General features: G+C 63.4%; 12 protein-coding genes and 1 pseudogene. 5 read left to right on the top strand and 8 right to left on the bottom strand.

Annotated elements, in window-relative coordinates:
• Nucleotide 1: 1 nt before the first annotated feature.
• The 4 genes from AX756_RS16815 to AX756_RS16830 are packed head-to-tail and all read left to right on the top strand — an operon-like array spanning nucleotide 2 to nucleotide 4,232.
• Entirely contained in the window at nucleotides 2-910 is a 909-nt protein-coding gene (locus AX756_RS16815; protein ID WP_068314188.1) for an ABC transporter permease, read from the top strand.
• Nucleotides 903-1,706, top strand: coding sequence for an ABC transporter permease (locus AX756_RS16820; protein ID WP_068314191.1), 804 nt, complete (start codon nucleotides 903-905; stop codon nucleotides 1,704-1,706). Before AX756_RS16815 ends, AX756_RS16820 begins: the two co-directional genes overlap by 8 nt.
• Before the next feature lie 36 nt (nucleotides 1,707-1,742).
• The gene (locus tag AX756_RS16825) at nucleotides 1,743-2,768 is read left to right on the top strand and encodes an extracellular solute-binding protein (RefSeq protein WP_068314194.1); all 1,026 of its coding nucleotides are present in this window, start codon (nucleotides 1,743-1,745) and stop codon (nucleotides 2,766-2,768) included.
• A 60-nt stretch (nucleotides 2,769-2,828) separates the two neighbouring features.
• Nucleotides 2,829-4,232 carry an amidase gene (locus tag AX756_RS16830; RefSeq protein WP_068314197.1) on the top strand — a complete coding sequence of 468 codons (1,404 nt, stop codon included), beginning with the start codon at nucleotides 2,829-2,831 and terminating at the stop codon, nucleotides 4,230-4,232.
• A 4-nt stretch (nucleotides 4,233-4,236) separates the two neighbouring features.
• Here AX756_RS16830 and aguB read toward each other — a convergent pair whose 3' ends face one another.
• The 7 genes and pseudogenes from aguB to AX756_RS16860 all read right to left on the bottom strand — a co-directional run bounded on the left by aguB (nucleotide 4,237) and on the right by AX756_RS16860 (nucleotide 11,955).
• The gene (aguB, locus tag AX756_RS16835) at nucleotides 4,237-5,100 is read right to left on the bottom strand and encodes an N-carbamoylputrescine amidase (protein WP_068314200.1); all 864 of its coding nucleotides are present in this window, start codon (nucleotides 5,098-5,100) and stop codon (nucleotides 4,237-4,239) included.
• Entirely contained in the window at nucleotides 5,093-6,124 is a 1,032-nt protein-coding gene (locus AX756_RS16840; protein ID WP_068314203.1) for a histone deacetylase family protein, read from the bottom strand. Before AX756_RS16840 ends, aguB begins: the two co-directional genes overlap by 8 nt.
• A gap of 695 nt (nucleotides 6,125-6,819) precedes the next feature.
• Nucleotides 6,820-7,275, bottom strand: coding sequence for an EF-hand domain-containing protein (locus tag AX756_RS16845; RefSeq protein WP_163887000.1), 456 nt, complete (start codon nucleotides 7,273-7,275; stop codon nucleotides 6,820-6,822).
• Between the two features lie 128 nt (nucleotides 7,276-7,403).
• Nucleotides 7,404-8,987: pseudogene (locus AX756_RS26880) on the bottom strand (thiamine pyrophosphate-binding protein).
• Nucleotides 8,984-10,393: an aldehyde dehydrogenase family protein gene (locus AX756_RS16855; RefSeq protein WP_068314209.1), complete on the bottom strand. Its 1,410-nt coding sequence runs from the start codon at nucleotides 10,391-10,393 to the stop codon at nucleotides 8,984-8,986. Before AX756_RS16855 ends, AX756_RS26880 begins: the two are co-directional and overlap by 4 nt.
• A 125-nt stretch (nucleotides 10,394-10,518) precedes the next feature.
• Nucleotides 10,519-10,677 carry a hypothetical protein gene (locus AX756_RS25700; RefSeq protein ID WP_156461538.1) on the bottom strand — a complete coding sequence of 53 codons (159 nt, stop codon included), beginning with the start codon at nucleotides 10,675-10,677 and terminating at the stop codon, nucleotides 10,519-10,521.
• 231 nt (nucleotides 10,678-10,908) lie between these two features.
• A complete protein-coding gene (locus tag AX756_RS16860) occupies nucleotides 10,909-11,955 on the bottom strand; it encodes a Gfo/Idh/MocA family protein (protein ID WP_068314211.1) in 1,047 nt (348 codons plus the stop codon).
• A gap of 255 nt (nucleotides 11,956-12,210) precedes the next feature.
• Here AX756_RS16860 and AX756_RS16865 point away from each other — a divergent pair, with 255 nt between their 5' ends.
• Nucleotides 12,211-12,876 carry a GntR family transcriptional regulator gene (locus AX756_RS16865; protein WP_068314379.1) on the top strand — a complete coding sequence of 222 codons (666 nt, stop codon included), beginning with the start codon at nucleotides 12,211-12,213 and terminating at the stop codon, nucleotides 12,874-12,876.
• 36 nt (nucleotides 12,877-12,912) lie between these two features.
• Here the strand turns inward: AX756_RS16865 and AX756_RS16870 are convergent, their stop codons facing one another.
• Nucleotides 12,913-13,716 carry a crotonase/enoyl-CoA hydratase family protein gene (locus AX756_RS16870; protein ID WP_068314214.1) on the bottom strand — a complete coding sequence of 268 codons (804 nt, stop codon included), beginning with the start codon at nucleotides 13,714-13,716 and terminating at the stop codon, nucleotides 12,913-12,915.
• Nucleotides 13,717-13,753: the final 37 nt, after the last annotated feature.

Below are 13,753 nucleotides of genomic sequence, written 5' to 3' on the forward strand. Positions count from 1 at the left end.
GATGAGCGCAGGCGAAGAGAAAACCGCCCGGAGCGAGACCCGCAGCATGTGGTTGCTCTCCACGCCGGCGCTGATCATCCTGATCTTCGCCGCAGCCGGTCCGCTCCTGATCATGTTGGTCTATTCCTTCCTGACACCCGGCAAATACGGCAATGTCATCTGGGAATTCTCGACCGATGCCTGGGTCTCCACGGTGCTCACCCGCGATATATTCGATGGCACGCTGAGCCTCGCAGATGCGCATCTGAAGATCTTCTGGCGCTCGGTGAAACTGTCGCTGATAACAACGCTCTTCACCTTCCTCGTGGGCTTCCCCACCGCCTGGTTCATCGCCACGCGAGGCGAGCGCAACCGCGCCGCGCTGCTCTTCCTGATCACCATCCCGTTCTGGACCAACCTGCTGATCCGAACCTTCGCGATCAACCAGATCATCCGCACCGAAGGGATGCTCAACACCTTCCTTCTGTGGCTGGGCGTGATCGACGAGCCGCTCATCCTGCTCTACACCGACTTCGCCGTGTTCATCGGCATGACCTATGTCTACCTTCCGCTGATGGTGCTGCCGCTCTTTGCCGCCATCGACCGTTTCGACATGCGGCTGATCGAGGCCGCCTACGACCTCTATGCCTCGCGCTGGCAGGTCCTGCGCAAGGTGATCCTACCGATCGTCAAGCCCGGCATCATCGCCGGCTCGATCCTGGTCTTCATCCCCTCGCTCGGCGCCTATGTCACGCCGCGGATCCTCGGCGGCGGGCGCAACATGATGATCGGAAATTTCATCGAGATGCAGTTCGGCCCCGGCCGCAACTGGCCGCTCGGCGCTGCGCTCTCGGTCCTCCTGCTCGTCATCGTCGCGGCTGCGCTCATCGTCTACACGCGGGCAGCGACCAAGGAGGGTCCCCATGGCTAGACGCGACTTTTCCGCCTCCCGCCTGCCGGGCTTCGCCACCATCGCCATCACCGTCTTCGTCGCGCTCTACGCACCGATCCTGATGCTCGTGGCCTATTCCTTCAACGCCGGCGACAGCATCGCGATCTGGGAAGGCTTCTCGCTCAAGTGGTATCCGGTCGCCTGGAACAATGCAGAGGTACGCGAGGTCACGCTGCGCTCGCTGACCATCGCGGCAACGGCCTCGCTGCTGTCAACCACGGTTGCCACGATGGCCGCCCTTGGCACCACCCGCCGCCGCCAGACCCGCGGCCAGACCTTCATCTACCTGCTGATCAACCAGCCGCTGATGGTGCCCGAGATCGTGACCGCCGTGGCGCTGCTGATCTTCTTCGCCTCGATCAAGGTCGCCACCGGCTATCAGGGGCTGGGATACCTGATCGCCGCCCATACCGCCTTCTGCATTCCCTTCGCCTACCTGCCGATCCGCGCACGCCTGGAAGGGATGGACCTGACGCTGGAGATCGCCGCCGGCGACCTCTACGCCTCCTCCTGGCAGACCTTCCGCCATGTTACCCTGCCTCTTCTCGCGCCCGGCATCGGCGCGGGCATGATGCTGGCCTTCGTCACTTCGCTCGATGACGTTGTGATTACCCTCTTCGTGAAATCGGCCGGACAGGATACGCTGCCCACCTACATGCTGGGGCAGATCCGCCGGTCCGTTTCGGCCGAGGTCAACGCGATCTCGACCTTGCTGCTCTTGTTGACGGTGATCCTGCTCACCGCCTTCTTTCTACTCACGCGAAAGCGGGACTGAACCCGCGAAAATTGAGATACCAACCCGGAGGTAATTATGAAGAAAATACTCCTGACCACGGCGATGACCCTCGCTGCCGCCACGATGGCGCAGGCCGAGGGCGAGCTGCAGCTATTCAACTGGGGCGACTACACCAGCCCGGAACTGCTCGAGAAATTCGAGGCCGAGACCGGCATCAAGGTGACAGTCACCGACTATGACAGCAACGAGACCGCGATGGCCAAGATCGAGGCCGGCGGACATGGCTACGACCTCGTCGTGCCGTCGAACTCCTGGGTGCCGATCTATGTCGAGAAGGAGCTGGTGCAGGAATTCGACCTCTCCAAGCTGCCCAATCACGGCAATATCGCAGCTGAATGGCTGGAATCCGAATACGATCCGGGCCGGAAATACTCGGTGCCGTGGCAGTGGGGCTCGACCGGCATCGCGGTCAACAAGACCGCCTATGACGGGGACATCAACACCTCCGCGATCTTCATGGACACGCCCGAGGCGCTGGTCGGCAAGGTCAACGTCACACCCGAGATGAACGACGTGATGTCGCTGGCGCTGTGGTATGTCGGCGGCGAGCCCTGCACCGAAGATACCGAGGTTCTGAAGAAGGCGCGTGATGCGCTGATGGCCGCCAAGCCCAACTGGATGTCGATGGATTACGGCATGACCGAGAAGATGGCCGCCAATGACGTCATGGCCTCGGTCTACTGGAGCGGCGCCATCTTCCGCGCCCGGCTGAAGAACGCCGACGTGGTCTATGGCTATCCGAAGGAAGGCTTCCCGCTCTGGATGGACCAGGTGATGCTGCTCTCGGATGCCAAGAACGTCGAGGAAGCCCACAAGTTCCTCGATTTCATCATGGTGCCCGAGAACGCGGCGATGATCTCCTCCTTCGCGCGCTATGCCAACGGCATAACCGGATCGGATGCATTCATGCCCGAGGACATGAAGACCGCACCGGAAATCATCGTTCCGGAGGAGCTGAAGTCCGCGGGCCACTTCCTGCCCACCTGCTCGCCCAAGGCGCAGGAATACTACACCGCGATCTGGACCGAGCTTCAGAAGTAAGCGAAATTTAGATGCAAGACGGACGGGCGCTTCGGCGCCCGTCTTCATTCGGAGGGCAGGATGCCGGAAAACCTCGTCGATCTCAACGCCACGCAGCTTCTTGCGGACATGCGCGCGGGAACGGTCTCGCCACCGGACGTCATGGCCGCTTTCCTCGACCGCATCGAGGCGGTCAATAACAAGGTCAACGCTATCGTCACCCTGCGCCCGCGCGCGGAACTGCTCGCCGAGGCTGCCCAACCCCGTAGCGGCCCACTCGCGGGCCTGCCCATCGCGGTGAAGGATCTGGTGGCGACGAAGGGCATCCGCACCACCTTCGGCTCGCCCCTCTTCGCCGATCACGTCCCCGAGGCGGACGAACTGGTCGCCGCCCGGCTGAAAGCGGCCGGCGCGATCCTCATCGGCAAGACCAACACGCCCGAATGGGGCCACGGCTCGCACACGTTCAACCCGGTCTTCGGGCCGACGCGCAATCCCTATCACCTCTCCCGCAGCGCCGGCGGTTCCTCGGGCGGCGCAGGGGCGGCGCTGGCCACCCGGATGCTGCCGCTTGCCGACGGCTCCGACATGATGGGCTCGCTGCGCAACCCCGCCGCTTTCAACAATGTCTACGGCTTCCGCCCCTCCTGGGGACTGGTGCCGCAGGATGCCGGCGGCGAGACTTTCCTTCATACACTCGCGACCGAAGGCCCGATGGCCCGCAGCCCGCGCGACATAGCGCTCCTGCTCTCCGTTCTCGCTGGCCCGAACCCGGAGGTGCCTTTCTGCCGCGCGACGGAGGATTTCACTGCCCGTTTCGGAGCCCCCCTCACCGGCAAGCGCATCGGCTGGCTCGGCGATTGGGGCGGCGCCCATCCGATGGAACCCGGTATCCTTGAAACCTGCGAGGCCGCGCTCAAGGTCTTCGAAAGCCTCGGCGCCGTGGTCGAACCGCTCGCACCCCCTTTTCCCGCCGAGGAGCTGTGGACTTCGTGGACATCACTCCGTGCGGGCCTCAACGCCAGCGCGAAGGGCGACTATGCGAGCGATCCTGCCAAGCGGGCGCTCACCAAGCCGGAAACCCTCTGGGAGATTGAACAGGGCGCAACCCTGACCGCCGCCGAGTTCTACGCTGCCAGCATGACCCGTTCGCGCTGGTACAAACGCACCTCGGAGCTTTTCGCAAGCTACGACGCGCTCGCCCTGCCCTCGGCGCAGGTCTGGCCATTCCCCGTCGACTGGCGCTGGCCCGAAACCATCGCCGGCCGCCAGATGGACACCTATCACCGCTGGATGGAAGTGGTCGTGCCGGTCAGCCTCGCCGGCCTGCCCTGCCTCGGGATGCCGGCGGGTTTTTCGCAGACAGGTTTGCCGATGGGGATGCAGCTCTTCGGCCCGACAGGCGCCGATGCCGCGATCCTCGCCATGGGGGATGCCTATCACGCGGCGACGGACTGGCCGGGGCGCCGCCCGCCGCCGCTCTGATCCGTCAGCCGCCGAGCTTCATCAGGGGCCGGTAAAGCTCCGGGCGCCGGTCGCGGAAGAGGCCCCAGCTCCGCCGAAGAGCGCCGATCTCGTCGAGATCGAACCGCGCCAGAAGAACCGCTTCGTCCTCCCGCCCTGCCTGGGTCACGAGTTGCCCGGCCTGATCGGCAATGAAGGAGGTGCCGTAGAAGGTCACCTCCCGGCCGTCCTGTACCTCGCGTCCGATCCGGTTCGACGCCGCCACGGGCATGATATTGGCCGCCGCGTGGCCGAGCATCGTCATTTCCCAATGTGGCTGGCTGTCATATTCCGGCGCCGGCGGCTCCGAGCCGATGGCGGTCGGATAGAGCAGTATTTCCGCGCCCTGAAGCGCCATCGCCCGCGCCGCCTCCGGGAACCACTGGTCCCAGCAGATGCCCACGCCGATGGTGCCAAACGCCGTTTCCCAGACCTTGAAGCCGGTATCGCCCGGGGAGAAATAGAACTTCTCCTCGTAGCCCGGCCCCTGCGGGATATGACTCTTGCGGTAGTTTCCGAGCACCTTGCCATCGGCATCGACCATCGCAAGCGAATTGAAATGCGCCTGCCCCGCGCGCTCGAAATAGGAGATCGGAAGCACCACGCCCAACTCGCGGGCAAGCTCCGCGAAACGCGCAATCAGCGGGTTGCCCTCAAAGGGCGCGGCCCAGTCGAAATAGCGCGGATCCTCGGTGATGCAGAAATAGGGGCCGTGAAACAGCTCCTGCGGCAGGATCACCTGCCCACCCTCCGCGGCGGCCTGCCGGACCAGCGCTTCGGCACGATCGGCATTCGCGCCGTGATCGTCGGAACACGCGAATTGCGTGACGGCTACGGTAACTTCACGCATCGAGGAATCCTTCCAATACGTTCACGGCATTGATGCCAACCTGTTCGATAGCATAGCCACCCTCCATGCAGAAGACGGTCGGCAGGCCGAGCGATCCGATCCGGCGCCCGGCATCAAGGAAATCGGGGCAGTCAAGCTTGAAGAAGCTGATCGGATCGTCCTTGTAGGCATCCGTGCCCAGCGAGATCACCAGCGCCTCGGCGCCAAACGCCCGGATTCGCGCCAGCGCCGTGTCGAGCGCGCCGGACCAGACATCATAGGCCGTGCCCGGCAGCATCGGGTAATTCGCATTCGCCCCCTCACCGGTGCCGATCCCGGTCTCGTCCGCATAGCCGAGGAAATAGGGGAAGGCATCCTCCGGCGCGCCGTGCAACGAGGCAAAGAAGACATCGCCGCGCCCGAAAAAGATGTCCTGCGTGCCATTGCCGTGGTGGAAGTCGATGTCGAGGATTGCCACCCGCCCGGCACCGTCACGGCGGAATGCCTCGGCCACCAGCGCCGCGTTGTTGAGGAAGCAATAGCCGCCGAACATGTCAGCGGTGGCGTGGTGCCCCGGCGGGCGGCAGAGCGCGAAGGCGGATTTCGCGCCGGCGGCGACGTGGGCCTGCGCGGCCTGCGCCGAGGCCGCCGAGGAGAGCGCTGCCGCCCATGTGCCATTGGTTAGCGCGGTCTCCGAGGCCAGCGAGTAATAGCCAACCTTGCCGTCGATATTGCGTGGCGGGCGGAAAATCTGCATGCGCCGCGCCGGGAAATTCGCGGCGATCACCTCGCCGGCGAAGCCTTCGGCCTTCCACTCGTCCCAGGCGTTTTCGAGGAAGTCGAGATAGCCGGGATCGCACATCGCCCGGATCGGCGCCATGTCCACCGGGCCGGGGGCGACGATGTCGGTGAGCCCTTGCTCGTTAAGCCGCCCGAGCACGTATTCCACCCGGCTCGGCCGTTCGAACGGGGTGACGAACTCGCCACCGCACAATTCCGCCTGTGGGAAATGCCGGCGGTGTTCCTCGCTGAAAAATACCTTCACTTCGAGCCTCTTGCGTTGCGTTTCATCAAAGCGTTCAGGCGCGATACGGCAAAGGTCAAGGAGAATAGGAGGGCCAGACCGCCCCGGCCCACACAAACACCACACGGCAGCGCCCGACGGGATCCGCGCCTGTTTAGACGCCACCGCACGGCGCATCCGTCTGATCTCCAGCGACACACGCCGGCGGCGCGCGAGCGGGTCGATGGGGGACAAGGAACAAAGCCGGATGTTGACGGTTTACGATGTTGCCAAGCTGCTGACCGGGGATGTGCAGGCCAACGATCACGGCGTGGAGCCCGGCATCTGGTGTCGTATCGCCCCCCGGCGGGATCACCGGGCACAAGGATCTTGCCCGCGATACCGGACTTGTCTGTCGCCCTGAGGGGGCGGGCAATGTGGCGGAAACGATGCTGCGCGTCTTCGTCGCGCACGGCAACCGCCGCCTGAGACACCCCCGAAGACGCGCCCTTCGACCTCGCACAGCGGCAATGGCTGAACGGGTTGCTGGCCGGACTGCACGCCATCGCGGCCTCTGTCGCGGCCGGAGAGCAGGAGCAGCCCGCGCGGCGGAGCCTATGGCCTGCGATCTGGATTTCGAGGAGGATTCCGCCGTCTGGAGGACGGCCACCTTCGACAGCGAGGCATTCCGCGCCGCTGTCGACACGGGTTCGGCGAGTTGCCGGGAAATGGGTGCGTCAGCCGTTGTTCCAGCGCACACCGCGCCCCTTGCCACCCTGCGAGCGGCCGAAATCCGCAGAGGTCAGCACGCCATCCCCGTTCAGGTCCATCCGGTCCCGCCAGAGCCGCGCGCCGTCCACGTATTCCTTGCGGGAAACGTAGCCGTCACGATTGGTGTCAATCTGGCTGCCCAGAACGCCGGTCGTCCCGCGGACCCCGTTTGCCTGACGCCCGCCATTGGATTTCTGCGAAATGCGATCAAACTCGGCAGCGGAAAGCGCGCCATCCCGATTCGTGTCGTAAGCGTCGAAATAGGCGGCACGACCGGTTTTTATCTCGGCCAGCGTTACCCTGCCATCATTGTTCGTGTCCCACCGGGTCAGCATGTTTCCACCCGGCACGAATTGCTGTGCCATGGCAGAACTGCCGAACAGAACGAGGGCGAATGCAATCGGAAATGCGAAGCGAGCCATGAACTCCTCCCAATGAATCATCGTCGCGCATTCCTGATACGCAGTCTGCGCCTGTTTTCGTCGCTTGTCAGCAAGATCATGGGCGCGCGCCAGCGACGCGCGCCCTGTCTGGCGACCCCACGTTTCCGTCAGGTGGCCACTTGGGAGACATCCTTGCCGGGCAAATAGATGTCGAGGATGTTCCAATGCCCGGTCGTGGGCGTCGGGTTGTTGATCATCGGCACGTCCAGAACCGTCGGCCTTCCGCTGGCGATGGCCGCCTTGAGGGCTGGCAGAAGCGCATCGGCCGAACGGATCCGCAGCCCTTCAGCGTCATCGGTCAGGCCGTAATGCGCCTTTTGCAGCCCGGCGATGGTGCCGAAGGCGTTGTTGTTCATCACCAGCCAAATGATCGCGAGATCCAGTTCCACCGCCGTGGCGAGCATGGCCGGGTTCCGACCGAAACCACCGTCACCGACGAGGGAGCGCACCACCCGATCGGGTGCCGCGAGCTTGGCCCCGATGGCCTCCGCGGGCCGAAGCCCATGGTGGCGAAACCGCCCGGGGTCAGGATCGAGCCGGGGGTCAGAATGTCGAATTGCTGGCCGACGCCGTTCTTGTTCCGGCCCACATCGGTGGTGAGGGTCGCATCCTCCGGCAGGGCCGCTCGGGTGTCTGCGAGGATGCGTTCGGGCATCATCGGGAAGGCGCTGGAGATCGCCATCTCGCGCCTGCTTTCCTTGAACCCGGCACGGAAAGTCGCGATTTTCTGGACGGTTTCCGGCCGCTGGAAGCCATCCGGGTACATTTCCCTTGCCACCCGTGTCAGCACACGCAGCGCCGCTTTCGTATCTGCCACCACACCGATCTCGGTCGGGTAATTGCGACCGATCTCCTGCGGTTCGATATCGATGTGGATGACCTTCGTCTTGTCATCCTTGCCGCCGATATTGAAGGTGTAACCGGGATACCAGGAGGAGCAATCCGCCTCCTTGAACCGCGTGCCGATGGGAAAGACGCAATCGGCTTCAAGGCAGGCATTTTTCGTGAGCGATGTGCCCCGGAAACCGTTCATGCCGAGCACCAGCGGACGGTCGTCGCGCAGCAGGCCCTTGCCCATCAGCGAATGCGCGACCGGGATCCGCATGTGATCGACGAATTCGCGTAGCTCCTCGGAGGCTTTTGCCAGCAGGATGCCACCGCCGCCATGGATCACCGGCTTCTCGGCCTCGGCAAGTTTGCGCAGGCTGATCCGCGCGGCTTCGTCGTCGATGGAAGGCTTCACAATCGCACGGGTTTTGCCACGGATGCGCTCGAAGCCGTCCGAGCGCATCACCTTGGAGAAGATATCCATCGTATTGCTGGGCATCCGCGTGCAGGTTCACCTCCCGATGCGGGTGCTTGCCGTCGTAATGGGTCGGGATGTCGCCCGCGATCACCACCATCGGGATGCAATCCAGCGCAGCATTGGCGACGCCGGTGCCACAGTTCGTCAGGCCGGGGGAAAGGTGCGAGAACACGATGGAGGCCCTGCCCTGCACGCGGGAATACGCATCGGCGGCATGGCTGGCGATCTATTCATGGAGCCCCTTCACAAACGCGATCGGGCTCTCGGCCACCGCCGCCAGCACGGCCATATTGGTATGTCCGCAGAGGCCGGAGACATGAGTGATCTCCCGCCGCTCAAGGAAACCGACGATACGTTGGGCGACGGTCTTGTTGTTCGCCGTCACAGCGCTTCCTTGCCGTAGAACTCGCCGAACAGTTCCTCCTCGGAGGGCCGGTCCTCCGGGATCGGACGGCTCACCCAAGTGTAGTTCATCATGTGTTTGATGGTGACGTTCTCATTGGTGATATTGCCGCCCCAGATGCCGCAGCCGAGGGATGAGGTCATCGGCATACCGTTGGTCCAGGCACCGGCATTCGCCTTGGATTGCGGCTGGCGGACCATCATCCGGCTGACCGGCGCGAGACGGGCGAGCGCGTCGATATTCGCGTCATCATGCGAGTAGATCCCGCAGGAATGGCCCTTGCCGCCGGTCTCGTAGATCTGGCGGACGGTCTCCAGCGCGTCGTCGAAGCTCTCGAAATGGTAGAGCGCCATGAGCGTGGTCAGCTTCTCCTTGGAGAACTTGTGCTCCCGCCCGATCTGGCCTTGGTTCTCGACCATCAGGAACTTTCGATCCTCGGGGATGGAGAAACCGGCCACATCCGCCGTCTGCTGCGGGCGGCAGGCGATGGTCGGGAAGGTGCGGTTGCCCTTCTCGTCCCACATCGCCTTTTCCAGCCGCGCCTTCTGCTCATCATTGCACAGATAGCCGCCCTCAGCCTCCAGCGCCTTCACCATGCGGTCATAGATCGACCGCTGGATGATGATATTGCCATCCGCCGAGCAGCCCGAGCCGAAATCGGAGGTCTTGGATATGCGGGTGTTCTGCGCCGCGATCTCGATATCCGCTGTCTCGTCGATGACGATGGAGGAGTTGCCCGCGCCCACGCCATAGGCCGGCTTGCCCGACGAATAAGCGGCCTTGACCATCGGCTTGCCACCGGTGGCCAGCGTCAGGTCGCAGATTTCCATCAGGTGCTGGGTGAGCGGGATCGAGGGTTTCTGGATCGACTGGAACAGGTCTTCCGGCGCGCCCACGGCCCGGCAGGCCGCGCGCATAACCTCGACCATCTCATAGGTCGTGCCCGCGGTGCGCGGGTGGGGTGAGAAGATCACCGCGTTGCGCGCATTGGCCGAGGAGACGCCCGTGACCGGCGGCGTCATGGCCGGGTTGGTCATCGGGATCAGGGAGGCAATCACGCCGGCGGGTTTGGCATATTTCACCAGCCCTTTCGCTTCGTCCACCTCGACAATGCCCGTCGAGGGCGTGCGCAAAACGTCGCGAAGAACCATGTGGATCTTGAAGCGCTTGCCCGGGCGGCCGTCGCGGTCGCCAATGCCGCTTTCGTCTACACCCCGCTGTGCCAGCCGCGTGAACGTCTCTTCGTTCCCCGCATACCAGGCAATGGCCTGCGAGAGGCGGTCCAGGTCGGCCTGGCTCCAATCCTCGATCTCGGCCATCGCTGCGCGTGCACGTGTCAGCATCTCGGCGGCCAGTGCCGCTTCCTGTTCAGTGAGCTCTTTGCCCATGGTTTTCCTCGTTTCCCTGAATGGCAGCCATGTCCGGCATGCGGTGGCGGGACCGCGAATCGCTGGATGTTTCCGTCGCGGGGCGCGGGCAGCAGCGCGCTTTCGACATTTCCTGTTACGCCGCTTCATCTCTCGCCTGAGTTGAGCTGCGCGTCGCGGGAAAGCTGGATCATGCCCTCGCGCCCAGTGAAATGGACCAACTCCCGGGTGGCCGCTTCGATCAACGCCAGAATCGCCCGCGCGAAGAGCGATCTGCCGCCGGTATTCCTGAGTTCATGGGACATTTTGGGTTCCTTCCGGACTTTCCGTGCCAGCGTCAATAATCATTCGATTTATAAATTATCTGATATTTTTTAAATTATCAACTATTGAATTCGCGAGGACGATTTTCGGCCCGGAACCCGATCCAAACTGCATCGGCCAAGATCAATGACAAAGGGAGGGCTGCTCGAATGCGCTGCCCTCCCTGGTATCGGTATCTAGATTTTCTGCTGAGCGTCCCGCTCAACGGGGCCTTAGTCCCGAGGGATCGTGACCGTCGTTCCTGCCTCGGCCGACGCCTGAATCGCCTCGACCACCCTGAGCGTGCGCAGCCCTTCGCGGCCGCTGACCAACGGCGCCTCCTCACCTCGAATTACGGCGGCGAAATGGGCGATCTGGTTGTAAAGCGGATCCGAGGAGGCCCGCACCATCGAGGTCGCGCTGATCGGGCTCCACCAATCGCGTTCGCCGCCGTGACGCCAGAGCCGAAGGTCGGGCAGCGAGAGCGCGCCATGCGAGCCACCGATCAGGTAGCAGCTCTCCGAGGTGCGGGGGTAAATCGGGTACTCCTGCGAGGTCAGCTCCCAACTCCACGGCGCGACGATGGAATCGGAGACAGTGATCGTGCCGATGCCGCCATTCTCGAAACGAAACACAGCTGCGGCGACATCCTCGTTCTCGAAACCGCGCAGCGAGGGCGTCGCCTGCGCCTGCACGCTTATCACCTCGCCGCAGAGATGGCGCATCAGATCCACGTCATGGACGAGATTGACCGAGATCGGCCCCGCGCCCTTCTGTTTGCGCCAGGGCGCGACCTCGAAATACCCGTCCGGCTTGTAGAACCAGGCGGTTGCCTGAACTGCTCGAACCTGACCGATCTCGCCGGCGTCGATCAACTCCCAGGCTTTCCGGATCAACGGATTGTGCCGCCGGTGGTGGCCGACGAGGACCGGTACCCCCTTGCGTTCCGCTTCCGCGACCAGCTTTGCAGCCGCCTCCGCCGAAGTTGCCAGCGGTTTCTCCACCAGCACCGGCAGCCCGCGCGCAACGCAAACCTGCGCCTGCTCGACATGCAAGGGCGTCGGCGTCGACAGGATCACCCCGTCCGTGCCTCCCGCTTGCAACAGCGCTTCCAGCGTATCGAAATGGCGCAGGCCGTTCTCTGCCGCGTAGCTGCGCCCTTCCTCGCTAGGATCCACGACCCCGGAAAGGGTGACCCCGGCCGTATTCGCGATCGCATCCACATGACGCCGACCAACCAGGCCGACACCCGCAACTGCCATACACACGTCACCCGTCATGCCGCGCTCCCCCCGGGAAAGCGCACATGACGCACTCCTCTCTCGAATCCCATGAACATGAAATCTCCCTCCCAAGCCGGCGCGGCGCCACATCCAGGCGACTCGCAACTGTCTCGGAGAGACTAGGGCATGCCACCGGCACTTTCAATAATTTCCGATATTATTAGCTTTGTAGGTTGTTTAATTTCCATTGAGCATCCTATGATGCCTATCTATATTCATGACAAAATCTGAAAACTCCGATGAATGACCGAGATGACCAAAGCACGTACAACGGTAGGGACAAGCACCTACCAACGGATCAAGCGCGACATCATCTTCGGCGTTCTCGAGCCGGGCGAAAAGCTCAAGCTGGAACCGCTCAAGCAACGGTATTCGGCGAGCCTGTCGACGCTGCGCGAAACGCTCAACCGCCTTGCCAGCGAGGGTTTCGTCGATGCCCCCGAGCAGCGCGGCTTCTTCGTCACGCCCGTCTCTCGCGAGGACCTCATCGAAGTGTCCAACCTGCGCGTTCTGTTGGAATGCCACGCACTGGAATTGTCGATCTCGAACGGAGATACGGAGTGGGAGGGCAATCTCGTTGCCGCCCATCACAAGCTGCACCTCATGGAACAGCGGATGCTCCAGGGCGACCACTCCGAGGTGGAAGCTTGGAAGCGCTATGACTGGGAATTTCACCTGGCCCTGATCCAGGCTTGCAACTCCACGAACCTGCTCTCGCTGCACGCGCTGCTTTACGACAAATACCTGCGTTACCAGATGCTCGTGCTGACCAACCGGGGCGAAACGGCCGTTCTCGAGCACCGGGCAATTCTCGACGCGGCGCTCGCGCGGGACGCGACGAAGGCCAGTGACATTCTCGAAACCCACATCCGCGGCGGACTGGCCCATACGCTGGAAGCGATGAAGGAAACCGCCTGACGGACCCATCGGCCGGCGCGCTTCTGAGCGGCTGCGTTACGTATAGACCGGCGGGCGTTTCTGCATATTGGCCATGATCGTCTCGACCTGGTTTGGCGCCCCCATCAGTTCTGCTTGCAGGACGGCCTCCAGCCGCAGATGCTCGGCGGGCTTACCCTCATACATCGCGTCCACCAACTGTTTGCCGGAACGGATCGCCTCGGGAGAACGTCCGGCAAGGGCCTCGGCAAAGGCACGGGCCTCCTGGCGCGGGGCATCCGACAGCCGGGTCACCAGGCCAAGCAAATGCGCCTCTGCCCCAGTGATCACGCGCGCGGTCATGACAAGTTCCTTCGCCCTGTCTGCCGGCAGCAGCCTCGGCAGGCTTTGCGAAATGCCCATATCGGGGATCAGCCCCCATTTGCCTTCCATGATCGAAAACCGCATATCCGGCCGGGCGACCCGGAAATCCGCTCCAAGCGCGATCTGTGCCCCGCCGCCGAAACAGACTCCCTCCAGTGCGGCAATGACCGGCACGGCAAGCTGGCTCCACACCATGGCCGGAAGCTGGAAGCGGTTGGCGGTTTCGCCCTCAGGCGGGCTGAGCATCTCCTGCTTTATCGCATCCAGCTTGCCCGCCATCCCCATCAGCGCTCCGGTATCAAGCCCGGCAGAGAAATCGCTGCCCTCGCCGGACAGGATCACCGCCCGCAACCCCGGCTTGCCCGACAGTTCCTTGCCGACGGCGACCAGCGCATCCAGCATCTCCAGCGTCAGCGCGTTCTTCTTCTCCGGCCGGTTCAGGCGCACCTCGGCGACAGCCTCATCGGCCCCGATCAGTTCAACGAATTCCTGTGACATCCTGCTCTCCTCCGTCCCTTAAGCAACAAAGGCCAGA

It is taken from the genome of Aliiruegeria sabulilitoris, assembly GCF_001558155.1.
GTDB lineage: Bacteria > Pseudomonadota > Alphaproteobacteria > Rhodobacterales > Rhodobacteraceae > Tropicimonas > Tropicimonas sabulilitoris.

What these genes read in the sequence shown, in the direction of transcription:
- AX756_RS16845 (WP_163887000.1), bottom strand. Translation starts at nt 7,275, where the DNA reads ATGGCTCGCTTCGCATTTCCGATTGCATTCGCCCTCGTTCTGTTCGGC.
- aguB (WP_068314200.1), bottom strand. Translation starts at nt 5,100, where the DNA reads ATGCGTGAAGTTACCGTAGCCGTCACGCAATTCGCGTGTTCCGACGAT.
- AX756_RS16830 (WP_068314197.1), top strand. Translation starts at nt 2,829, where the DNA reads ATGCCGGAAAACCTCGTCGATCTCAACGCCACGCAGCTTCTTGCGGAC.
- AX756_RS16815 (WP_068314188.1), top strand. Translation starts at nt 2, where the DNA reads ATGAGCGCAGGCGAAGAGAAAACCGCCCGGAGCGAGACCCGCAGCATG.
- AX756_RS16860 (WP_068314211.1), bottom strand. Translation starts at nt 11,955, where the DNA reads ATGACGGGTGACGTGTGTATGGCAGTTGCGGGTGTCGGCCTGGTTGGT.
- AX756_RS16820 (WP_068314191.1), top strand. Translation starts at nt 903, where the DNA reads ATGGCTAGACGCGACTTTTCCGCCTCCCGCCTGCCGGGCTTCGCCACC.
- AX756_RS25700 (WP_156461538.1), bottom strand. Translation starts at nt 10,677, where the DNA reads ATGTCCCATGAACTCAGGAATACCGGCGGCAGATCGCTCTTCGCGCGG.
- AX756_RS16825 (WP_068314194.1), top strand. Translation starts at nt 1,743, where the DNA reads ATGAAGAAAATACTCCTGACCACGGCGATGACCCTCGCTGCCGCCACG.
- AX756_RS16855 (WP_068314209.1), bottom strand. Translation starts at nt 10,393, where the DNA reads ATGGGCAAAGAGCTCACTGAACAGGAAGCGGCACTGGCCGCCGAGATG.
- AX756_RS16865 (WP_068314379.1), top strand. Translation starts at nt 12,211, where the DNA reads ATGACCAAAGCACGTACAACGGTAGGGACAAGCACCTACCAACGGATC.
- AX756_RS16870 (WP_068314214.1), bottom strand. Translation starts at nt 13,716, where the DNA reads ATGTCACAGGAATTCGTTGAACTGATCGGGGCCGATGAGGCTGTCGCC.